This window comes from Streptomyces sp. NPDC031670, from assembly GCF_055580545.1.
Genome location: NZ_JBVILC010000029.1, coordinates 1 through 21766, shown reverse-complemented (window position 1 = coordinate 21766; position 21766 = coordinate 1). Strand labels below are relative to the sequence as shown.

The window sequence follows — 21766 nt, the reverse complement described above, 5'->3', positions numbered from 1 at the left end:
GCGGCCGGGAACGACCAGGAGGAGCACCCAGCATGTCCATCCAGCAGTCCGACGTTCTGTACACCGCCGTCGCCACCGCCGAGAACGGGCGGGACGGCCGGGTCGCCACCGACGACGGTAAGCTCGACGTGGTCGTCAACCCGCCGAAGGCGATGGGCGGCAGCGGCGCGGGCACCAACCCGGAGCAGCTTTTCGCGGCCGGTTACAGCGCCTGCTTCCAGGGCGCCCTCGGGGTGGTCGCCCGCCAGGAGAACGCCGACATATCCGGCTCGACGGTCACGGCCGAGGTCGGCATCGGCAAGAACGACGAGGGCTTCGGCATCGTCGTCAGGATCTCCGCGGCCATCCCGAACGTGGACGAGGCCACCGCCCGCGACCTCCTGGAGAAGGCGCACCAGGTGTGCCCGTACTCGAAGGCCACGCGCGGCAACATCACGGTGGACCTCGCGGTCGCCTGACGTCAGTACCTCCTCGGCAGGGCCGCACCCGGCGGGGTGCGGCCCTTCGCCGTATCCGGGAGTAGGAACGCGCGTACGGGAGGGGCGGATACCGGCCGATAGAGTTCGGCCATGCGTGATCTCGGGGCGGGCTTCGGTTATCTGGTCAAAGGGCAGCGATGGGTCACCGGCCACGGCCGGTCCCTGGGGATCGGACTGCTGCCCGGCCTGGTCACCCTGGTCCTGTACGCGGCGGCGCTGACCGGGCTGGCCTACGGGGCCGACGACTTCGCCGGCTGGGCGACCCCGTTCGCCGACGACTGGTCCTCGCCGTGGCTGAGCCTGTTCCGGGGCTTTCTGACGGTGCTCGTCTTCGCGATGGGCCTGTTCCTCGCGGTCATCTCCTTCACGGCGGTGACGCTCCTGGTCGGCCAGCCCTTCTACGAGAAGCTGTCCGAGGACGTGGACCGCGCGGAGAGCGGCGGCGAGGCACCGGAGTCCGGGCTGCCGCTCTGGCGGGACCTGTGGATCTCCGCCCGGGACTCCGTACGCGTCCTGACGCGTGTCGCCCTGTACGGAATCGTCCTGTTCGCCCTCGGTTTCCTGCCGGTGGTCGGCCAGACGGCCGTGCCCGTGATCGGCTTCTGCGTCTCCGGCTTCTTCCTCACCGAGGAGCTGACGGCGGTGGCGCTCCAGCGCCGGGGAGTGGAGCTGGCGGACCGTCTCGCCCTGCTGCGTACGCGCCGTCTGCTCGTGCTCGGCTTCGGCGTCCCGCTGACGCTGGCGTTCCTGGTGCCGTTCGTGGCGGTGTTCCTGATGCCGGGCGCGGTGGCGGGGGCGACCCTGATGGTCCGGGACCTGCGGGGCGAGACGGCACCGGAGCGGGAGCCGCAGCCGCAGCCGCGCCCCGAGCCCGCTACGGGCGGCCCGACGGGCTGATCCGCCCCGCGACCTCCCGGAGCTCCGCCAGGAAGGCGGCCACGGCCGGGGAGTCCGCGCGGCCGTGCGGGGTCGCCGCGTAGACCGCCCGGCGCGGAGCGTCGTCCGGGTGCAGGGGTACGAGCACGATGTCCGCCCGGACCGACTCGGCGGCGAGAGCGGGCAGCAGGGTCACGCCGAGCCCGGCCGCGACGAAGCCCTGCTTGGCGATCCAGTCCCGTACGACGAGGGTGGTGCGGGGCCGGAACCCGGCCTCCAGGACCGGCCGCATCAGCGTGTCCTCGGGACGGGTGCTGCCCGCGACCCACTCCTCGTCGGCGAGCTCGGCCAGCCGCAGCCGCTCGCGGCCCGCCATCGGGTGGTCCCGCGGCAGCGCCACGAACATGGGCTCGTCCAGCAGATGCCGCAGCGCACAGCCGTCCAGGGCGCGCCCGGCGGTCGAGCTGACCACGGCGATGTCCAGCTCGCCGGCGGCGAGCAGCGCGAGGTGCTTGACGGAGGGCCCCTCGGTACGGGCGAGCGTGACCCCGGGGTGGCGGCGCCGGAACGCGGCGAGGGCGCGGGGGAGCAGCGCGGCGTCGGCGGTCGCGAACGCCCCCACGCGCAGCAGCCCGCCGTCCAGGGTGCGCAGCGCGGAGAGCTCGGCGCGGGCGGCGGCGAGCCGGTCCCGTACGGCCTCGGCGTGCGGCACCAGCACCCGCCCGGCCTCGGTCAGCCGCACCCCCCGCGCCAGCCGGTCGAAGAGCACGCTCCCCAGCTCGTCCTCCAGCGACTGGACCTGCCGGGAGACGGCGGACTGGGTGTAGCCGAGCGCCTGGGCGGCGGCGGTGAAGGAGCCGTCGGCGGCGACGCGCAGGAAGACGTCGTAGAGGCTGTGGGTGGCGGGAATGCCGGGAATACCGGGAATGCCGGGGATGGGGGCCTGCGCGCTGCCATGCGGGTTGGTCATGCCTGACATGCTAGACATTCGCTTGTGGCATGGGTAGCTGGATTCGTACGGTCATGCCATGACGAACGAAACGAACCAGACGAAGATCGCTTTCCTGGGACTGGGCAGCATGGGGATGCCGATGGCGCGGCGGCTGCTCGCGGCGGGGTACGGGCTGACGGTCTGGAACCGTACGCCCGGCAAGGCCGAGACGCTGGCGGCCGAGGGGGCCGTGGCCGCCGCGGGCCCCGCCGAGGCGGTCCGTGACGCCGACGTGGTCATCACGATGCTCGCGGACCCGGCGGCGGCGCTGGCCGTCGCGGACGCGATGATCCCGGCGCTGCGGGCGGGGACGACATGGATCGACACATCGACGGTCGGCCCCGACACGGTCCGCGAGCTGGCGTCCCGGCTCCCCGAGGGGGTCGCCCTCGTCGACGCGCCGGTGATGGGGAGCGTGGACCGGGCCGCGGACGGCGGACTCCTGATCCTCGCGGGCGGCGAGACGGCGCCGGTGGACGGGGTGCTGGCGGAGCTGGGGTCGGTACGGCGGTGCGGGGAGGTCGGTACGGGGGCGGCGCTCAAGCTGGTCCTGATCAGCGGGGTGATCGGCGGGGTGGCCCTGGTGGCGGAGTCCCTGCGCCTGGCCGCGGCGCTGGGCCTGCCGGAGGACCTGACGCGGCCGGCGCTGGAGGCGAGTCCGCTGGGGGGTCTGGTGGGGCGCCTGTACGCGACGGAGGCGCACTTTCCGGTGGCGCTGGCGGCGAAGGATGTTTCGCTGGCGACGGGGGTGGGGGGAGGGTTGTCGGTGCTGGAGGCGGTCCGGGAGGTGCTGCTGTCCCGCCCGGACCTGGCGAGCTCGGACCTGTCCTCGCTCCGAACCTGAGCCCCGCGTCTCCCGCCGGGCCCTGCGGCCTTGGCTCCCTCGGGCCTGCGGCCCTGCGCCCCCTCTTTTGTCTGCGGACCGTGCGGGGCTGGTCGCGCAGTTCCCCGCGCCCCTAAAAGCCTGTGGCGGCGGCCGACCCCCTAAGGGGCGCGGGGAACTGCGCGACCAGCCACCCACCGGGCCGCAGGCAAAGTCCGGGCCGAACAGGGGCGCGGGGAACTGCGCGACCAGCCACCCACCGGGCCGCAGACAAAGTCCGGGCCCTTCGAGGGGCGCGGGGAACTGCGCGAGTCAGCCGCCACCGGCCCGCAGGTCACCGCGGAGCGGAAGCGGGGCGCGGGGGCCGCAGGCACCGGGTGTGGGGGCTCAGGGGGACACCGCCACCGTCACGATCGCCCGCACCTGCCCCACAATCTCCCCCCGATTCCGCTCGAACTCCGCATCCGTCACCGCCCCCGTGGCCGGATCCTCGTTCCCCGCCCCGAACTCCAGCACCGGCGTGTGCACATGGCCCCCCGGAATCGACAGACCCAGCCGGTCCCGCAGCAGCGTCGCCCGGTACGCGATCTCGTTGGAGAGGTAGTCGCCCCCGCCGCCCGCCCGCGCCACGGACCCCGCCGTCGGCCCGTCCTCCCGCACCACCGGACCCGTACCGCCCGCCGGGATCTCCGTCACCGAGGTGTGGTCGTACACCGGGAACGGGCCGGTACGGGCCGCCACGATCGCCGCGTACGGCAGCGTCGTCGAAGTCCACTGCGGCTGGCTCGCCGGGTCGGAGACCGGGACGGTCTCCGTGCGCGAGACGTCCTCGTTGTCCGGGAACCCGCCCCGCCAGGCCCCGTTGAAGCGCTCGACGTCGATCCGCCCCACCCGCCCCTGGCTCACCGTGGTGAACAGGTCCACCCGGGGCAGCACCGGCCGCAGCGTCCGCTCGACCGTGCCCGCCGCGAAGTCGTCCCAGCGCACGGGGAACATGGCCGTCTCGATCCGGGCGGGCCCGGCGGCCGTGCTGACCCAGGTGCCGTCCAGCGCCAACGCCGTCGCGCCCGAGGGGTTGCCGATCCGGATGTCCCGGTCGAGCGTGAACGGGTCGAAGCCGGTGACCAGGATCTTCTTGTAACCGGCGGCCGAGCCGTACGTGATCGAGTCCTGGCCCCGCGACCCCCGCTCCAGACGGTCGAGCAGCGCCGCCCGCCGCGCCGCGGACAGCCCGAACCCGGGCTCCCAGCCCCGCAGCTCGCGCGTCATCCCCAGCCGCGCCCAGTACAGCGGCCGGTCGTCGCCCCGGCTCAGGTCGCCGCCCGCCGGGCCGCGCCCCTGCGCCCGGTCCACGGCCCGCCGCCACAGCCCGGCGCCCTCCCGGGCGACCAGCCGCTCGGCCTCCCGGTAGGACCGCACGCCGTCGAGCTCCCGGGCGAACCGCACGGCCACGTCGTCGAACCCGGAGCGCCGCAGTATCTCTTGCGGCACGGCCCGGTCCAGGCGCTGTTCCTCCACCGTCGGCGGCACCCCCGTCGCGGCCCGTGCCTGCGCCTGCGCCGGGACCGGCGCGAGCGCCGCGCCGACCGTCATCGAAGCGACCAGCAGGGCGAGCCGCGCCACCCGTACGCCCCGTACACCCCGTCCACGAACCACTGGGCATCCTTCCCTCAAGGCCTGGGCGGCCAGTATCGAGAAGGAACTCCCGTGTGAACAGGGGGACTCGGGGTGACGGGAGGGATCCGGCCGTCAGGCGGGCGGGCGCGCCGCCGTCACATTGCGGTACGCGATCTCCGCCAGCCGTTCCTGCCCGTCCTTGCTGGGGTGGAACCAGTCCCAGTGGCTCAGCTGGTCGCCGGTGAAGCGGTAGTCGAAGACCGCGCCTCCGTCGTAGCGGCAGTAACGGTCCTTCGCGCACACGTCCTTCAGCGCCGTGTTGTACGCCACCACGCGCGCGTACACCGCGTCGCGCCGCTCGGCCGCCGCCGGGCCCAGGTCGTCCGCGTCGCTCAGCATCGACTGGCAGATGCCCAGCTTCCAGATCTGCTTGCCCAGCGCGTTGCCCCGGCCCTGCGACCACAGGCGCTTGAGGTCCGGCACGCTCGACACGTACACCTGCGTCTTGGGCAGGCCGGCGCGCAACTGGCGCAGGGACCGCTCGAAGCCCGACCGGAAGTCCGCCACCGACGTCATACCGTCGACCGAGTCCCGGCAGGCGTCGTTGCCGCCGACCATGACCGTGACCAGCTCGGGGCGGTGGGCCGCGGCCCGGGTCAGCTGGGCCGGGAGGTCGGACATCCGGGCGCCGGTACGGGCGTAGTTCCAGCTGCGGGCGGCGGCGGAGGCGGGGCCGAGCAGCCGGGTCGCCAGCGAGCGCACCCCCGAGTCGCTGCCGGTGGCCCAGGACGCCTCGGGGCAGTCGGCGAGGACCATGCAGGCGTCGAAGCCCCGGGTGATGGAGTCGCCCACGGCGGCGATCGACGCCGGGCGCGGGTTCCAGTGGGAGGTGGGTGTCGGTGAGGGCTTCCGGGCGGCGCCGGGGCGGTGTTCGACCGGTGACCCGGAACTCGTGCATCCGGCCGTGACGGCGAGCGTCAGCGCGGCGAGGGCGGCGGCGGCCGTGGTGCGGCCCCGCGCGGTGCGACTCCGGCGTGTCGGCGGCGTCCCCTGGTCCATCCCCATGGTCCCCTCCCTCGGGTGCCCCTGGCGTCCTGGCGAGTGAAAGCTTCGTGTTTCCCGGGCCCAGGACCGACCGTACGACACCTTTCTGTCTGCTCCGCGCGGTAGCTTTGGCCCGTCCAGCCAGAGGTGCCACGCCAGACGGCTCCGGTAAATTACATCACGTCACATACTGTCCCCATTCAGGAGATTAACTCCCGATGCTGTTTACTGTTGACCCCAGGGGCAGAATGTCAGGTGCTGTCCTGACCGGGACCGGTAGGGGCGCGAGGCCGCTGGGGAAGGCGAACCTCGAACCGCACTGGAGGTCCCGGTGACGACACGTGGAGTTCTGTACATCCACTCCGCCCCCCGCGCGCTGTGCCCGCACGTCGAGTGGGCCGTGGCGGGGGTGCTCGGTGTGCGCGTCCAGCTCGACTGGATCCGCCAGCCCGCCTCGCCCGGCACCTGGAGAGCCGAGTTCTCCTGGCAGGGCGAGCCCGGCACGGCGTCCAAACTCGCGTCCGCCCTGCGCGGATGGCAGATGCTGCGGTTCGAGGTCACGGCGGAGCCGTGCGCCACGGCCGAGGGCGAGCGCTACAGCGCCACGCCCGACCTGGGAATCTTCCACGCCGTCACCGGCATCCACGGCGACATCCTGATCCCCGAGGACCGGCTGCGGGCGGCGCTGGCCCGCTCGCTGCGCGACGAGACCGACCTGGAGGCCGAGATCGCCCGCCTCCTCGGCAAGCCCTGGGACGACGAGCTGGAGCCGTTCCGGTACGCGGGCGAGGGCGCGCCCGTGCGGTGGCTGCACCAGGTCGTCTGAGACCAGGACGCGTAACAACCGGAAGGGCCCCCACCGAGCGGTGGGGGCCCTTCCGTCACCTACGGGCGTCGTGGACGCGCGTGGCTCAGACGGAGCGGAACGCCAGGACGACGTTGTGGCCACCGAAGCCGAACGAGTTGTTGATCGCGGCGATCGACCCGGAGGGCAGCTGCCGCGGCTCGCCGCGCACGATGTCGGCCTCGACCTCGTCGTCGAGCTCGTCGACGTTGATGGTCGGGGGCGCGAGGCGGTGGTGCAGCGCCAGGACCGTCGCGACGGTCTCGATGCCGCCGGCGCCGCCGAGCAGGTGCCCGGTCATGGACTTGGTCGCGGAGACCGCGATGTGGTCCATGTCGTCGCCGAGGACCTTGCGCAGCGCCTTGATCTCGGCGACGTCGCCCTGCGGGGTGGACGTCGCGTGCGCGTTGAGGTGGACGACCTCGGACGGCTTGAGGTCCGTGGAGTCCAGCAGGTTCTGCAGGGCCGCCGCGACACCCCGGCCGGTCGGCTCGGGCTGCGCGATGTGGTGGCTGTCGGCCGACAGGCCCTGGCCGAGCACCTCGCAGTAGACCCGGGCGCCGCGCTTGGCGGCGTGCTCGGCCGACTCCAGGACGACGACACCGGCGCCCTCACCGAGGACGAAGCCGTCACGGTCCTTGTCGTACGGGCGCGAGGCCTGCTCGGGGTTCTCGTTGTTCTTGGACATCGCCATCATGTTGGCGAACGCCGCCACGGGCAGCGGGTGGATGGCCGCCTCGGTGCCGCCGGCCAGGACGACGTCGGCGCGGCCGGTGCGGATCATCTCCACGGCGTAGCCGATCGCCTCGGCGCCCGAGGCACAGGCGGAGACGGGGGTGTGGACGCCCGCGCGGGCGTTCACCTCCAGGCCGACGTTGGCCGAGGGGGAGTTCGGCATCAGCATCGGGACGGTGTGCGGGGAGACGCGGCGTACGCCCTTCTCCTTCAGCACGTCGTACTGGTCGAGCAGGGTGGTCACACCGCCGATGCCGGAGGCGATGACCGTGCCCAGACGCTCGGGGGCGATGGGCTGGTCGTCACCGGCGGGGGCGGTGTAGCCCGCGTCGGCCCAGGCCTCCTTGGCCGCGATCAGCGCGAACTGCGCCGAGCGGTCCAGCTTGCGGGCGAGCGGGCGGGGCAGTACCTCGCCCGGCTCGACGGCGGCGGTCGCGGCGATGCGGACCGGGAGGTCGGCGAAGCGCTCGCCCTCCAGGGTCCGGACGCCGGAACGGCCCGCCAGCAGACCTTCCCAGGTCGAGGCGGAGTCGCCACCCAGCGGTGTGGTTGCGCCGACACCGGTGACGACCACGGTGCGATTGGTCGAGCTCACAGGAAATTTCTCCACGGTGTAAGGGGGATCAGCGGCGCCACCGCCGGGTGGCGGCAGTCACGCGGAACTGGGTCCGGGACTGAGTCGGGGACTCAGGCCTGGTGCTTCAGGATGTAGTCCGCGGCGTCGCCGACGGTCTTGAGGTTCTTGACGTCGTCGTCCGGGATCTTGACCTCGAAGCGCTCTTCGGCGGCGACGACGACCTCGACCATGGACAGCGAGTCGACGTCCAGGTCGTCGGTGAAGGACTTGTCCAGCTGGACGTCCTCGACGGGGATACCGGCGATCTCGTTGACGATCTCGGCGAGACCCTCGAGGATCTCTTCCTGGGTGGCGGCCATGTGGCGCTCCTTCGGTGTTTTTACGGGTATGCGGGCATCCGGAAGATCCGGTGTGCCTAGGGGAGGGTAACGACCGTCGCGGCGTAGACGAGACCCGCCCCGAAGCCGATGACGAGCGCGGTGTCACCGCTCTTCGCCTGTCCGGTCGCCAGGAGCCGCTCCATAGCGAGCGGGATCGAGGCGGCCGAGGTGTTGCCGGTGGTCTCGACGTCACGGGCGACCGTGACGTGCTCCGGCAGTTTGAGAGTCTTCACCATCGAGTCGATGATCCGCATGTTGGCCTGGTGCGGAATGAAGACGTCCAGGTCGTCCGCGCTGATTCCGGCCGCGTCCAGCGCCTGCTGGGCGACCTTCGCCATCTCGAACACGGCCCAGCGGAACACCGCCTGGCCCTCCTGCGTGATCGCAGGGAACTTGCCCGCGGAGTCGTACTCGGTCCACGGCACGGTCTGCTTGATGGTCTCGGACTTGTCGCCCTCGGAGCCCCAGACGGTACGGGCGATGCCCGGCTCGTCCGCGGGGCCGACGACGACCGCGCCCGCGCCGTCACCGAACAGGAAGGCCGTCGCGCGGTCCTCCAGATCGGTCAGGTCGCTGAGTCGCTCGACGCCGATGACCAGCACGTACTCCGCGGAACCCTCGACGATCATGCCCTTGGCGAGGGTCAGGCCGTAGCCGAAGCCCGCGCAGCCCGCGGAGATGTCGAACGCGGCCGGCTTGACCGCGCCGATCTTGTCCGCGATCTCGGTGGCGACGGCCGGGGTCTGCTTGAAGTGCGAGACCGTGGAGACGATCACACCACCGATCTGCTCGGGGGTGAGACCGGCGTCCGCGATGGCCTTGCCCGCGGCCTCCACCGACATCGCCGTCACGGTCTCCTCGTCGGAGGCCCAGTGCCGGGTGGAGATGCCGGAGCGGGAGCGGATCCACTCGTCGGACGAGTCGATCTTCTCCAGGATGACCTCGTTGGGGACCACCCGGGTCGGCCGGTAGCCGCCGACGCCCATGATCCGGGCGAACGGCGCGCCCCTGCTGGGCTTGATCTTCGACATGCTGCTACGGCTCCTTATTCGGCGCCCGCCGCGTCAGCGGCAGGTGTCCCGGTCTCGGCGATGAGCGCGCGGGCCGCTTCGAGGTCGTCCGGGGACTTCAGGGCGACGGTCTTCACGCCGGGCAGCGCGCGCTTGGCCAGGCCGGTCAGGGTGCCGCCGGGGCACACCTCGATCAGCGCGGTGGCGCCCAGTTCGCGGAACCTCTCCATACAGAGGTCCCAGCGGACGGGGTTCGAAACCTGGTTCACCAGGCGGCCGACGACCTCGGCGCCGGAGGCGACCGTGGCGCCGTCGGCGTTCGAGACGTAGGTGATCTTCGGGTCGGAGATGTCGAGCGAGGCCGCGGCCTCGCGCAGCTCCTCGACCGCGGGAGCCATGTGGTGCGTGTGGAACGCACCCGCGACCTTCAGCGCCACGACCCGGCGCACGCCCTCGGGCTTGTCCGCCTCCAGGGCGGCCAGCTGCTCCAGGGTGCCCGCGGCCACGACCTGGCCCGCGCCGTTCACGTTCGCCGGGGTGAGGCCGAGCCTCTCCAGGTGCGGGAAGACGACCTCGGGCTCACCGCCGAGCAGCGCGGACATACCGGTCTCGGTGATGGCCGCGGCCCGGGCCATGCCCAGGCCCCGGGTGCGGACGAAGCCGAGCGCGGCCTCCTCGGAGAGCACGCCCGCGTAGGCGGTGGCCGTGATCTCGCCGACGCTGTGGCCCGCCACCGCGCCGGGGGTGATGTCACCCAGTGCCGCGGCGGAGAGCAGACCCGCGGCGACCAGCAGGGGCTGGGCCACGGAGGTGTCGCGGATGGCGTCCGCGTCCGCCTTGGTGCCGTAGTGGACGAGGTCGAGCCCGATGGCGTCGGACCACGCGGCGAGCCGATCGGCGGCGCCGGGGAGGTCGAGCCAGGGAGTCAGGAAGCCGGGCGTCTGAGCGCCTTGGCCGGGAGCGACGAGTACGAGCACTCTCACACTCTCTCTTGTGGACGGCCCTGCTCGCCCGTGGGGACAGGGACGAAGAACCGTCGGGGGAATTGTGGGTGTCCGACAAAAGTCTAGGACTGAGGATCTCCGTCGGCCAGACGCCCCAGGATCAGGGCGATCCTGAGCGTGAAGGCGGAACGCACATCGGAGGGGGACCAGCCGGTGACGTCCGTCACACGTCGTAGCCGGTAGCGCACGGTGTTGGGGTGGACGAAGAGCATCCGGGCCGCGCCTTCGAGACTGCTCGCCTGTTCCAGATAGACGCTCAGGGTCTCCAGGAGCGCCGAGCCGGCCTCCTCCAGCGGTCTGTAGATCTCCTCCACCAGCTGCTCCCGCGCAGCCGGATCGGAGGCGATGGCGCGTTCCGGGAGGAGATCGTCCGCCAGAACGGGCCGGGGAGCGTCCTGCCAGGCGGTGCACGCCTTGAGGCCGGCGGCGGCGGCCTGGGCGGAGCGGGTGGCCGCCAGCAGGTCCGGGACGATGGGGCCGGCCACCACGGGACCGGCCGCGTACGGCCCGATCAGGGCCTTGGCGACGTGGAGCGGGTTGTCGCTGCCGCCGGCGATGACGACCAGGCGGTCGCCGAGCACCCCGGTGAGGACCTGGAGCTTGGCGTGCCGGGCGGCCCGCCGGATGGCCTCCACGGTCAGCTCGCTGTCGCCGTCGGGGGCGGTGCCGAGCACCACGCACACATGCTCGGGGGAGTTCCACCCGAGGGCGGCGGCCCGGGAGACGGCGCCCTCGTCGGCCTCGCCGGAGAGCACCGCGTTGACGACCAGCGACTCCAGGCGGGCGTCCCAGGCACCGCGTGCCTCGGCGGCCTGGGCGTACACCTGGGCGGTGGCGAAGGCGATCTCGCGCGCGTAGACGAGCAGGGCCTCGCGCAGGATCGACTCGTCGCCGGGCGCCGCCACCTCCTCGATCGCCGTCTCCATGACCTCGATGGTGGTGCGCACCATCTCGACGGTCTGGCGCAGGGTGATCGCCCGGGTCAGCTCGCGCGGCGCGGTCCCGAAGACGTCCGTGGAGATCGCCTGCGGGGTCTCCGGGTGCCGGAACCACTCGGTGAAGGCCGCGATGCCGGCCTGGGCGACCAGTCCGATCCAGGACCGGTTCTCCGGCGGCATCGCCCGGTACCACGGCAGCGTCTCGTCCATGCGGGCGATGGCGTTCGCGGCGAGCCGGCCGGAGGACTGCTCAAGGCGCTTGAGGGTCGCTGTGTGCGGATGGGCGGCGTTCGGCGGCTGCGGCGATTCGGGTTCGGGCACGGGACAAGACTGCCTTATAGGGACGGGTGCGTGCCCTGCCGGGGGTTCGCGGGGCGTTCCGGGCCCGCCCGACGGGGCTACCGTGGGTCCCGTGATTTCCGTGAGGCGCGCCGACGAGCGCTACCGGGGCGGCGACGCGGCGGCCGGCATCGAGTCCCTGCACGCGTTGTCCTTCGGCCGTTTCTACGACCCGGACAACCTGCGCTTCGGTCCGGTCCTGGCCTGCAACGAGGAACGGCTCGCCCCGGGTGCGGGCTTCGACGAACACCCGCACAGCCACACCGAGATCGTCACCTGGGTGGTGGAGGGCGAGCTCACCCACCGCGACTCCACGGGCCGCGCCACGGTCGTACGGGCGGGGGACGTCCAGCACCTCAGTTCGGCCGGCGGGGTGCGCCACGAGGAGCGCAACGACGGCACGGCCCCGCTGGTCTTCGTCCAGATGTGGCTGGCCCCCAGGGAGCCCGGCGGCACCCCCGCGTACGAGATCGTCCGGGGCATGGCCGACTCCACGCCGTACGCGGTCCTGGCGGCCGGGGCGATGCTGCACGTACGCCGTCTCGCGCCCGGCGAGCGCACGGCGGTGCCGGACGCGCCGGGGGTGTACGTGCACGTGGTGCGGGGCGAGGCCGATCTGGCGGGCGAGCGGCTCGGCCCCGGCGACTCGGTCCGGGCCACGGACGAGCCCGCCCTCGACGTGATCGCCCGCACCCGGGCGGAGCTGCTGTTCTGGGAGCTGAACGAGGGGTAGCGCGGCTCCGCCTCTGGGCCGTGGGTGGCCGGTCGCGCAGTTCCCCGCGCCCCTGAAGAGCCTGTGGCCGAGCCGGGTTCTCCGGCTGCGGCGGACTACCCGAGGGGCGCGGGGAACTGCGCGAGCGACCCCCACCCACCCGCAGGCGAAACACGACCCCTCCCCGCCTGCGGGGAACGCGAGCAACGCACCACCGGCCCGCGGCCGAAGACCGGGCACCACCGGCCCGCGGCCGACCGGCTAGGCGATCTCCGCCCGCACCGCGTCGGTGAACGCGGGCCACACCTCGACGGCCCACGGCCCGAACGCCCGGTCCGTCAGGGCCACACACGCGGCCGACGCCTCCGGGTCGACCCACAGGAACGTCCCGGCCTGCCCGAAGTGCCCGAAGGTCCGGGGGGAGGACGAAAGCCCCGTCCAGTGGGGGGACTTCGAGGACCGGATCTCGAACCCCAGCCCCCAGTCGTTGGGGTTCTGGTGCCCGTACCCCGGCAGCACCCCCTTCGTCCCCGGGAACTGCACGGTCATCGCCTCGGCGACCGTCATCGGATGCAGCAGCCGCGGCGCCTGCACCTCCGCCGCGAACCGCGCCAGGTCGTCGACGGTCGAGACGCCGTCCTTGGCGGGCGAGCCGTCGAGCGTGGTGGACGTCATCCCCAGCGGTTCGAGCACGGCCTGCCGCAGATACTCCGCGAACGGGATGCCCGTCGCCTTGGCGATGTGGTCGCCCAGCACCTCGAAGCCGGCGTTGGAGTAGAGCCGCCGCTCCCCGGGCACCCCCATCGCCCGGTGCTCGTCGAACGCGAGCCCCGAGGTGTGCGCCAGCAGGTGCCGTACGGTCGAGCCCTCGGGTCCGGCGGGCTCGTCCAGCTCGACGGCGCCCTCCTCGTACGCCACCAGTGCGGCGTACGCGGCGAGCGGTTTGGTGACGGAGGCCAGCGGGAAGCGCTGCCCGGTGGGGCCGTGCGCCCCCACGACGGTGCCGTCCGCCCGGACGACGGCTGCCGCCGCGTGCGGCACGGGCCAGTTCTCGATCAGCGCCAGGCTCTTCATGCGTACGAGCCTAAACGGTCCCGCGGGGACGCCCGCGGCACAATCCCCTTGCTTGGAGTGCACTCCAACCTTCTAGGTTGGGGGTCATGACGGTGATCGAGAGCACTCCTGTGAAGCCGGCGGTCGTGGACCTGTGCAAGGCCCGCCCCACGCATCCGCGCCCCGACGGCCAGGACCGCTACACGATCAGCGAGGTCGCGGCGGTGAGCGGGCTCTCCGCGCACACCCTGCGCTGGTACGAGCGGATCGGTCTCATGCCGCACGTGGACCGCTCGCACACCGGGCAGCGGCGGTTCACCAACAAGGACCTCGACTGGCTGACCTTCGTCGGCAAGCTGCGGCTGACCGGGATGCCGGTCGCGGACATGGTCCGCTACGCGGAGCTGGTCCGGGAGGGCGCGCACACCTTCGACGCGCGCCGGGAGCTTCTGGAGCGGACCCGGCGCGACGTGCTGACCCGCATGGCGGAGCTCCAGGACACCCTCGCCGTGCTCGACCGCAAGATCAACTTCTACGCGGACACCCGACCGGTGTCGGAGACGGCCTGAGCGACGGCGGCCCACCGCTTGCAGTCCCACCGCTGCGACGGCGGCCCGCCGCTCCCTCCAGCCCCACCGCTCACAGCTCCGCCAGCAACTCCGCCTTCTTCGCGCTGAATTCGTCGTCCGTCACCAGCCCAGCCCGGTGGAGTTCACCCAGGTGCCGGATTCTTTCGGCGATGTCGGCGGGGTCGCGCCGCCCGGCGGCCACCGTGGCCACCGGGACCGGGACCGGGGCGCCGGACGAGCCGCGGACCGCCTGGAGGACCGCCGCGGCGAACGGCAGCGACTCGTGGACCGGCCCGTACCCGAGGCCGAAGACGACCGCCGCCGGGTCCTGGTCGGCCTGCGGCGCGGCGGCCCCGGCATCCCGCCGCAGCAGCCGCAGATGCCCGTCGAAGGCCTCCGGCGAGCGCCACTCGACCCCGCAGAGCGAGGCCAGCGGGAACGTCTGGTCGCCCGCCTTCCACTTCGCCGAGGAGGCGCCCGTCCAGAACCAGCGGAACGACACCTGGCGGCCGTCGAAGGACGCCTTCCCGTCGTACGCCTTGAAGCTCTGCGGCGGCTCCGGCGCGGCCACCAGGTACCGCTCCGACGGCTCGTCCGCGTCCGGGCCGAGCAGCGCGCGCAGCTCGTCCGCGTAGTACTCCGCGAGCGTCTCGCGCTCCGCGGGCAGCACCAGGCGGTACGGATCGCAGCCGTCCTTCAGCTGTCCCGCCGCGGCTTCCATCAGCGGATCGGCGCCAGGTCTCGGCACCGCGTGCAGCACCACCGTGCCGCGCTTGCCCGGGGTCAGCGTCACCGACTCCAACGCTTCGTGGGGGACGCGCCGTTCGCGCAGCGCCGTGAAGAGCTTCGGCGTGCGTATCCCCCGTTCGAAGCGGATGAGTACGGAGTCGGACTCGAACTCCCAGGTGGCATGAATTCCGGCCAGCACATCACCCATGCGCCTCATCGTAGGCGGCGCGCGCCCGCGCGTCCCCCCTCGGCGCCGGCCGCAATGTCACACGTATGTATGCGGCGCCACCGATTTCTACGCGCGTCAGGCCGCGTCCGCGCCGGAAATACCGCGTTGGCAGGCCGTATTGCCTTTGAGACAGCTGACCGACTCGTACGAACCGACGCCGATGGCGGCGAAGTTGGCGAGGCTCTGGGTGCCGGGCACGAAATAACCCGCGTGGCCCACGGCACCGGCGGCCGAGAGCACCCGCGCGCCGAACCCGGAGGAGACCGGGTCCGCGCCGTGGCCCAGGCCCGCGACGTCCAGGTGCGGCACGTCCTCGATCCAGTCGTCGCGGTCCCGCATCGCCCAGACCCGGGCGGAGGTGCCCAGGTGGGAGGCGCTCTGGGTGCGCATGCCGGGGCTGCCCGCGACCGCGATGTCGACCACGCGGGGCGGCAGCCGGTGCGCGGCGACGCCGCACAGCACCGAGCCGTAGCTGTGGCAGAACAGGGAGACCGGCGCGTTGCCCGGCAGGGCGCGGACGAGGTGGTCCAGGCGGACCGCCCCCTCCTCGGCCAGCCGGCCGATCGCGGAGTCGATGCCCAGCCCGGCCGGAGTGGTGTAGTCGGCCCACGCGATGACGGCGGTGCGGGTGCGCGGACCCGCCGCGCGCTCCGCCGCGTACAGCGACTGCGCCATGCCCACCGGGGCGGAGTACTGGCGCGTCGTCCTCTCGAACGTCATGGCGCTGGTGTCGACGCCCGGGATGATCACCGAGACCCGCTCGGCGTGTTCGAGGTCGCCGAAGACCTCGGCGACCCGGCCGGTGTCCCAGGGGTCGAAGGCGAGGATCTGGCGGTCGCCCGCGATCAGCGACTCGAACCGGTGCATCCGGCGGCCCGCGCTGCGGCGGCCGTCGAGGGTGAGCCGGGCGTCGTGCATCCGGGCCCGCTCGGTGTCGACCGCCTCGACCAGGGCGAGGCGGTTCGCCTCGTAGCGCAGCGGGACCGGCGCGCCGTTGAGGTTGCCGACGACCAGCGGGTAGCGCCGGGCCAGGTCGGTGCGCTCGGGGGCGCTCAGCGAGGCGAAGAAGCGGGCGAGCCGGCGCGGGGAGGCGTCCGGGGCCGGGAGCTTCTGGCCGTCGAGGCTGCCCCGCGCCCAGGCGGCGAGGGCGACGGCACGCGGCTCGCCCGACCCCTGGTGGCCGCGGACCGCGGTCCAGCCCGAGGTCGCGAGCATCATGAACACGACGGCGAGCGCGAGCAGCGCGCGCCAGACGTTGAGTGTGGGGGAGGAGTCGAAGGAAGTCACTGCGGTACAGAGTAGGAGGCGCGGGAGGCGTGCTGGGGTGACAGTGACTCAGATCACGTTTGAGCAGGTCGTGAAGGGTGAGCTGGTGTCACCGCCCGCGCGCGCGGGCGCACGCTCCGTGCGGCGCGCGCCGGTGGTGATCGCGTACGCCGGGGGTGCGTCAGCCCTCCGGCCGAACGCCTTTTCTGCCTGGTCAAGCGCGCCTGTCGGCCGTGAGCGCCGGGCCCGGATGATCAAAACGGGAGCCGGTCGGCCGCTTCGGCGTGCCCGCACCCGTGTCCTCCCGGCCGTCTCCACCGGCCACCCGCGACTCTCGTCACACCTGTGGGCCCGACACCCGGTGCGTCTCCTCCGGTGCCGCCTCGGCCGGGGCTCTCCGTGTCGCCTCCGCCGGGGATTTCACCTGTCCGGGTGAACCTGGGCCGTACGGAAACCCGGGTCCGCCGGGGTGCGTTCTGTGATCAAGGAGGCCACGACAAGCGGGGCCGACGACACGGGGGTTGACCGATGACACGTACGACCACGGCTGCCGCGGCGGCGGCCGTCCTCGCCACCACGGCGTTCCTGCTGCCCGCGCCCGCGCAGGCGGCCCCGCCGCGCCTGGGCACCTGCGCACCGGGCGAGCTGTGCCTGTGGAAGCAGCCGGACTTCAGGGGCGGCCGGCAGGTGTACGACCTGCGGACCGTCGAGATCGAGAGCTGCACGGCGTTACCGGCCGGCACGGACGCGGTGTCCCTGGCCAACCGGACGGGCCGCCCGGTGACGGTGTACCAGTCGGCGGAGTGCGCGGAGACGGCCGAGTTCGCCACCTACCCCGGTGGCGGCTCCTGGGTGCCGCAGAACCCCTACCGGGTGCGGGCCTTCAAGGTGTGGGAGAGCTGAGCTCCCATGAGTGCCTCGGCTGCCATGACCGCCTTGGCTCCCGCGACCGCCTCCGCCCCCACGACCGCCTCAGCTCAGGGGCGCGCCCCGGGTGCTCTGCCCGCAGGCGCACTCCGCCGGGCCCGTCAGCGCCGCCACCTGCCCGCGCAGCGACCGCACCTCCTGGGCCAGCGTCTCCAGGAGCGCGGTCTGGCGCCGCTCCTCCTCGCCGTCGCGATCGAAGCGCGAGATGAACCAGGCCGCGATGTTCGCGGTCACCACACCGAGCAGGGCGATGCCGGAGAGCATCAGACCCACGGCGATGAGCCGCCCGAGTCCGGTGGTGGGGGCATGGTCGCCGTAGCCGACGGTGGTCATCGTGGTGAACGACCACCACACCGCGTCGCCCAGCGTCTTGATGTTCCCGCCCGGCGCGCCCCGCTCCACCTCCAGGACGGCCAGCGAGCCGAACATCAGCAGCCCGACCACCGCCCCGCCCACGTAGACGGTCAGCTGTATCTGCGGGGCCATCCGCGCCCGCCGTCCCACCAGGGCGAGCGTGGAGACGACCCGGAGCAGCCGCAGCGGCTGGATCAGCGGCAGCACCACGGCGAGCAGGTCCAGCCAGTGCGTGCGGACGAAGTGCAGCTTCCTGGCCGCCAGGGCGAGCCGCACCAGGTAGTCGCAGGCGAACGCGCCCCACACCACCCACTCCGTGCCGACGCACGCCCGGTGCACCCCGTTCCCCGCCCCGGGATGGACGACGGGCACGGTGTAGGCACAGGCGAAGGCGACGGCCAGCGCGAGCAGCGGCCACTGGGTCCGCCGCTCCCATCGCGTCTGCGCGGGAAGTTGCTTCATATGCGCATAGTAAAAGCGTCCCCGCGCCCCTCGGGGGCGCGGGGAACGGCGCGACCGGGCGGGCCCGGCCCGTGGCGGAACGATCACGTCGTACCGCCACGCGCCGGAGCCGAGCCCGTGGCGCGGGTGCTACGCGTCGCCGCCCGCCGCGCCCGGGTCCGCGGCCGTGACGTCGAGCAGCCGGTAGCGGTCGACGGCCTGCTTCAGCGCCGAGCGGTCCACCTTGCCGTCCCGGGCGAGCTCGGTGAGCACCGCCAGGACGATCGACTGGGCGTCGATGTGGAAGTAACGCCGTGCCGCGCCCCGGGTGTCGGCGAAGCCGAACCCGTCGGCGCCCAGCGAGGTGTACCGGCCGGGCACCCAGCGCGAGATCTGGTCCGGCACGGCCCGCATCCAGTCCGAGACCGCGACGAAGGGGCCGTCGGCGCCGGAGAGCTTGCGGGTGACGTACGGGACGCGCTGCTCCTCCTCCGGGTGGAGCAGGTTGTGCTCCTCCGCCTCCACGGCGTCGCGCCGCAGCTCGTTCCAGGAGGTCGCGGACCAGACGTCGGCCCGGACGTTCCACTCCTCGGCGAGGATCCGCTGCGCCTCGACGGCCCACGGGACGGCCACGCCGGACGCCATGATCTGTGCCGGGATGGTGCCCGCGGTGCCCGGGGCGTAGCGGTGGATGCCCTTGAGGATGCCCTCGACGTCGACGTCCGCCGGCTCGGCCGGGTGCTGGATCGGCTCGTTGTAGACGGTCAGGTAGTAGAAGACGTCCTCGCCGGGCTTGCCGTCGGCGGTCTCGCCGTACATCCGGCGCAGACCGTCCTGGACGATGTGCGCGATCTCGTACCCGAACGCCGGGTCGTAGGCGACACAGCCCGGGTTGGTTGAGGCGAGCAGATGCGAGTGGCCGTCGGCGTGCTGGAGGCCCTCACCGGTCAGCGTGGTGCGTCCGGCGGTCGCGCCCAGGACGAAACCGCGCGAGAGCTGGTCGGCCATCTGCCAGAACTGGTCGCCGGTGCGCTGGAAACCGAACATCGAGTAGAAGACGTAGACCGGGATCAGCGGCTCGCCGTGCGTGGCGTACGCCGAGCCCGCGGCGATCAGCGAGGCCGTGCAGCCCGCCTCGGAGATGCCGTCGTGCAGCATCTGGCCGGTCGGGGACTCCTTGTAGGCGAGCAGCAGATCGCGGTCGACCGCCTCGTACTGCTGGCCGAGCGGGTTGTAGATCTTCGCGCTCGGGAAGAACGCGTCCATGCCGAACGTGCGGTACTCGTCCGGCGCGATCAGCACGAACCGCCTGCCGATCTCCTTGTCCCGCATCAGGTCCTTCAGGATGCGGACGAACGCCATGGTGGTGGCGATCGACTGCGCTCCCGAGCCCTTCTTCGCGGCGGCGTAGGTCTTGTCCTCCGGCAGCGGCAGGGGCTTCGCGCGCACCACACGGGTCGGCACATAGCCGCCGAGGCCCTTGCGGCGGTCGTGCATGTACTGGATCTCTTCGGAGTTGCGGCCCGGGTGGTAGTACGGCGGGGCGCCGGCCTCCAGCTGGGCGTCCGTGATCGGGATGTGCAGCCGGTCGCGGAAGCGCTTGAGGTCCTCGACGGTCAGCTTCTTCATCTGGTGGGTCGCGTTGCGGCCCTCGAAGTTCGGGCCGAGCGTCCAGCCCTTGACCGTCTGCGCGAGGATCACGGTCGGCTGGCCCTTGTGCGCCTTGGCCGCCGCGTACGCCGCGTACACCTTCTTGTGGTCGTGACCGCCGCGGCCCAGGTGCTGGATCTGCTGGTCGGTCATGTTCTCGACCATGGCGCGCAGCCGGTGGTCGTCGCCGAAGAAGTGCTCGCGGATGTAGGCGCCGGTCTCCGTGGCGTACGTCTGGAACTGGCCGTCCGGCGTGGTGTTCAGCTTGTTGACGAGGATGCCGTCGCGGTCCTGGGCGAGCAGCGGGTCCCAGGAGCGGTCCCACACCAGCTTGATGACGTTCCAGCCGGCGCCGCGGAACTGCGACTCCAGTTCCTGGATGACCTTGCCGTTGCCGCGCACCGGGCCGTCGAGGCGCTGGAGGTTGCAGTTGACGACGAAGGTCAGGTTGTCCAGGCCCTCGCGGGCGGCGATGGAGAGCTGGCCGAGCGACTCCGGCTCGTCCATCTCGCCGTCGCCGAGGTAGGCCCACACGTGCGAGTCGGAGGTGTCGGCGATGCCGCGCGCCTCCATGTAGCGGTTCATCCGGGCCTGGTAGATCGCGCCGAGCGGGCCGAGGCCCATCGAGACGGTCGGGAACTCCCAGAAGTCCGGCATCAGCCGCGGGTGCGGGTACGAGGACAGTCCGTACGGCGCCTTGGACTTCTCCTGGCGGAACGCGTCGAGCTGCTGCTCGGAGAGCCGGTCCAGGAGGTAGGCGCGGGCGTAGATCCCGGGGGAGGCGTGCCCCTGGAAAAAGATCTGGTCGCCGCCCTTGCCGTCGTCCTTGCCCCGGAAGAAGTGGTTGAAGCCCACGTCGTAGAGGGAGGCGGAGGAGGCGAAGGTGGCGATGTGGCCGCCGACCCCGATGCCCGGGCGCTGGGCGCGCGAGACCATCACCGCGGCGTTCCACCGGGTGGCGTTGAGGACCTTGCGCTCGATCTCCTCGTTGCCGGGGAAGAACGGTTCGTCCTTGGTGGCGATCGTGTTGACGTAGTCCGTGCTGCGCATCTCGGGCACGGCCACGCGCTTCTCGCGGGCGCGCTCGATGAGGCGGAGCATCAGATAGCGGGCGCGCTCACGGCCCCGCTCGTCGACCGCCGCGTCCAGGGAGGCGAGCCATTCCTCGGTCTCCTCCGGATCGAAGTCCGGGACCTGGCTGGGAAGGCCGCCAATGATGATCGGGTTGCGATCGGATCCGGAAGCCACGCTGTTCCTTCGCTGTCGGGGGGCGTGCGGGGGTGGTGCGCCGCATCCCATCGTGGACCGCGAGGGCGGAAACGTCATCTCTACCGAGGGGTAACGGGGTGTGCGGCAGCCCAAATCGCAACCTTACGCCCAAGGCGTGCGCGTGTTCCCCAAAGGGCGCGTGACCCCGATTGGCGTACGCACGGAGCAGAAGCGTGCAAACTATCTGCAAGGGTGTGGGATGAATCACCACCGGGCCCGGGTTCGCCCGAGACCGGGGGCCGACTGCACCCCAAAGGGCGGGTTCGGGGGCCTGGTACTTGCGCGATTCGTCCCGCCCGTGTGGACTACGCCCAAGCCTCGCGCGTGCGTGGGGCCGCATTACTTACCTAATCAAGATCAGGAGGCAAGCCGTGAGCGCGACCGCGGACCACGCGGAGGAGCGGACCAACCCGGCTGCAAGGCTGGGGTTCGAGCCCGGACAGGTGGTCCAGGAGATCGGCTACGACGAAGACGTCGACCAGGATCTCCGTGAAGGCATCGAGTCCATCATTGGCCAGGATCTCGTGGATGAGGACTACGACGACGTCGCCGACGTCGTGCTGCTGTGGTTCCGCGACGAGGACGGTGACCTCACGGACGCCCTGGTCGATGCCATCGGCCTCCTGGAGGACGGCGGCGTCATCTGGCTGCTGGCTCCCAAGACCGGCCGGGACGGATACATCGAGCCCAGCGACATGAGCGACGCCGCGCAGACCGCCGGTCTCTCGCAGACCAAGAGCATCAGTGTCGGAAAGGACTGGACGGGCAGCCGTCTCGTCGCGCCCAAGCGCTGATCCTCCGCTCTCTCGGGGCCCGGGGGGGGGGGGGGGGGGGGGGGGGGGGGGGGGGGGGGGGGGGGGGGGGGGGGGGGGGGGGGGGGGGGGGGGGGGGGGGGGGGGGGGGGGGGGGG

At 72.4% G+C, this 21766-nt stretch carries 21 protein-coding genes; 8 read left to right on the top strand and 13 right to left on the bottom strand.

Annotation, left to right across the window (positions count from 1 at the left end; translation table 11 throughout):
• Window positions 1-32: 32 nt before the first annotated feature.
• Both ACZ5ID_RS33460 and ACZ5ID_RS33455 read left to right on the top strand, forming a co-directional pair.
• Window positions 33-458: an organic hydroperoxide resistance protein gene (locus tag ACZ5ID_RS33460; RefSeq protein ID WP_468905607.1), complete on the top strand. Its 426-nt coding sequence runs from the start codon at window positions 33-35 to the stop codon at window positions 456-458.
• A gap of 111 nt (window positions 459-569) precedes the next feature.
• On the top strand, window positions 570-1376 hold the full coding sequence (locus ACZ5ID_RS33455) for an EI24 domain-containing protein (protein WP_468905605.1): 807 nt from the start codon (window positions 570-572) through the stop codon (window positions 1374-1376).
• On the opposite strand, the gene ACZ5ID_RS33450 is transcribed toward ACZ5ID_RS33455, so the two are convergent.
• Complete coding sequence (locus ACZ5ID_RS33450) at window positions 1354-2325, bottom strand: LysR family transcriptional regulator (RefSeq protein WP_468905602.1); 972 nt, start codon at window positions 2323-2325, stop codon at window positions 1354-1356. The two genes, ACZ5ID_RS33455 and ACZ5ID_RS33450, sit on opposite strands and share 23 nt — an antisense overlap.
• A gap of 58 nt (window positions 2326-2383) precedes the next feature.
• Here ACZ5ID_RS33450 and ACZ5ID_RS33445 point away from each other — a divergent pair, with 58 nt between their 5' ends.
• Window positions 2384-3190 (top strand): NAD(P)-dependent oxidoreductase, encoded by an 807-nt coding sequence (locus ACZ5ID_RS33445; RefSeq protein WP_468905599.1) that lies wholly within the window; start codon window positions 2384-2386, stop codon window positions 3188-3190.
• Between the two features lie 366 nt (window positions 3191-3556).
• Here the strand turns inward: ACZ5ID_RS33445 and ACZ5ID_RS33440 are convergent, their stop codons facing one another.
• A complete protein-coding gene (locus ACZ5ID_RS33440) occupies window positions 3557-4762 on the bottom strand; it encodes a pyroglutamyl-peptidase I (protein ID WP_468905749.1) in 1206 nt (401 codons plus the stop codon).
• A 156-nt stretch (window positions 4763-4918) separates the two neighbouring features.
• Window positions 4919-5851: an SGNH/GDSL hydrolase family protein gene (locus tag ACZ5ID_RS33435; RefSeq protein ID WP_468905597.1), complete on the bottom strand. Its 933-nt coding sequence runs from the start codon at window positions 5849-5851 to the stop codon at window positions 4919-4921.
• A gap of 310 nt (window positions 5852-6161) precedes the next feature.
• Between ACZ5ID_RS33435 and ACZ5ID_RS33430 the strand changes: the two genes are divergently transcribed.
• Window positions 6162-6656 carry a DUF3145 domain-containing protein gene (locus ACZ5ID_RS33430; protein WP_468905594.1) on the top strand — a complete coding sequence of 165 codons (495 nt, stop codon included), beginning with the start codon at window positions 6162-6164 and terminating at the stop codon, window positions 6654-6656.
• An 85-nt stretch (window positions 6657-6741) separates the two neighbouring features.
• Here the strand turns inward: ACZ5ID_RS33430 and fabF are convergent, their stop codons facing one another.
• From fabF to ACZ5ID_RS33405, 5 genes are all read right to left on the bottom strand, one after another.
• Entirely contained in the window at window positions 6742-8004 is a 1263-nt protein-coding gene (fabF, locus tag ACZ5ID_RS33425) for a beta-ketoacyl-ACP synthase II (protein ID WP_468905592.1), read from the bottom strand.
• Window positions 8005-8096: 92 nt separating this feature from the next.
• The gene (locus tag ACZ5ID_RS33420; RefSeq protein WP_356825481.1) at window positions 8097-8345 is read right to left on the bottom strand and encodes an acyl carrier protein; all 249 of its coding nucleotides are present in this window, start codon (window positions 8343-8345) and stop codon (window positions 8097-8099) included.
• Window positions 8346-8401: 56 nt separating this feature from the next.
• A complete protein-coding gene (locus ACZ5ID_RS33415; protein WP_406554991.1) occupies window positions 8402-9397 on the bottom strand; it encodes a ketoacyl-ACP synthase III in 996 nt (331 codons plus the stop codon).
• 14 nt (window positions 9398-9411) lie between these two features.
• Window positions 9412-10353: an ACP S-malonyltransferase gene (locus ACZ5ID_RS33410; RefSeq protein ID WP_468905588.1), complete on the bottom strand. Its 942-nt coding sequence runs from the start codon at window positions 10351-10353 to the stop codon at window positions 9412-9414.
• 89 nt (window positions 10354-10442) lie between these two features.
• Window positions 10443-11639 (bottom strand): PucR family transcriptional regulator, encoded by a 1197-nt coding sequence (locus ACZ5ID_RS33405; RefSeq protein ID WP_468905586.1) that lies wholly within the window; start codon window positions 11637-11639, stop codon window positions 10443-10445.
• Window positions 11640-11730: 91 nt separating this feature from the next.
• On the opposite strand from ACZ5ID_RS33405, the gene ACZ5ID_RS33400 reads away from it, so the two are divergent.
• A complete protein-coding gene (locus ACZ5ID_RS33400; protein WP_468905584.1) occupies window positions 11731-12390 on the top strand; it encodes a pirin family protein in 660 nt (219 codons plus the stop codon).
• Between the two features lie 240 nt (window positions 12391-12630).
• Here ACZ5ID_RS33400 and ACZ5ID_RS33395 read toward each other — a convergent pair whose 3' ends face one another.
• The gene (locus ACZ5ID_RS33395) at window positions 12631-13443 is read right to left on the bottom strand and encodes a serine hydrolase domain-containing protein (RefSeq protein WP_468905581.1); all 813 of its coding nucleotides are present in this window, start codon (window positions 13441-13443) and stop codon (window positions 12631-12633) included.
• Between the two features lie 86 nt (window positions 13444-13529).
• Here ACZ5ID_RS33395 and ACZ5ID_RS33390 point away from each other — a divergent pair, with 86 nt between their 5' ends.
• Entirely contained in the window at window positions 13530-13991 is a 462-nt protein-coding gene (locus tag ACZ5ID_RS33390) for a MerR family transcriptional regulator (protein ID WP_468905579.1), read from the top strand.
• A 70-nt stretch (window positions 13992-14061) separates the two neighbouring features.
• Here the strand turns inward: ACZ5ID_RS33390 and ACZ5ID_RS33385 are convergent, their stop codons facing one another.
• Window positions 14062-14928 (bottom strand): DUF4429 domain-containing protein, encoded by an 867-nt coding sequence (locus tag ACZ5ID_RS33385; protein ID WP_468905577.1) that lies wholly within the window; start codon window positions 14926-14928, stop codon window positions 14062-14064.
• Between the two features lie 96 nt (window positions 14929-15024).
• Window positions 15025-16236 (bottom strand): alpha/beta hydrolase, encoded by a 1212-nt coding sequence (locus tag ACZ5ID_RS33380; RefSeq protein WP_468905575.1) that lies wholly within the window; start codon window positions 16234-16236, stop codon window positions 15025-15027.
• Window positions 16237-16743: 507 nt separating this feature from the next.
• Between ACZ5ID_RS33380 and ACZ5ID_RS33375 the strand changes: the two genes are divergently transcribed.
• On the top strand, window positions 16744-17118 hold the full coding sequence (locus ACZ5ID_RS33375) for a peptidase inhibitor family I36 protein (protein WP_468905572.1): 375 nt from the start codon (window positions 16744-16746) through the stop codon (window positions 17116-17118).
• A 69-nt stretch (window positions 17119-17187) separates the two neighbouring features.
• On the opposite strand, the gene ACZ5ID_RS33370 is transcribed toward ACZ5ID_RS33375, so the two are convergent.
• Together ACZ5ID_RS33370 and aceE are read right to left on the bottom strand one after the other, a co-directional pair.
• Window positions 17188-17958, bottom strand: a complete 771-nt coding sequence (locus tag ACZ5ID_RS33370) for a potassium channel family protein (RefSeq protein ID WP_468905570.1) — start codon at window positions 17956-17958, stop codon at window positions 17188-17190.
• Window positions 17959-18087: 129 nt separating this feature from the next.
• Window positions 18088-20835 carry a pyruvate dehydrogenase (acetyl-transferring), homodimeric type gene (gene aceE / locus ACZ5ID_RS33365; RefSeq protein ID WP_468905568.1) on the bottom strand — a complete coding sequence of 916 codons (2748 nt, stop codon included), beginning with the start codon at window positions 20833-20835 and terminating at the stop codon, window positions 18088-18090.
• 392 nt (window positions 20836-21227) lie between these two features.
• On the opposite strand from aceE, the gene ACZ5ID_RS33360 reads away from it, so the two are divergent.
• Window positions 21228-21650, top strand: a complete 423-nt coding sequence (locus ACZ5ID_RS33360; RefSeq protein ID WP_468905565.1) for a DUF3052 domain-containing protein — start codon at window positions 21228-21230, stop codon at window positions 21648-21650.
• Window positions 21651-21766: the final 116 nt, after the last annotated feature.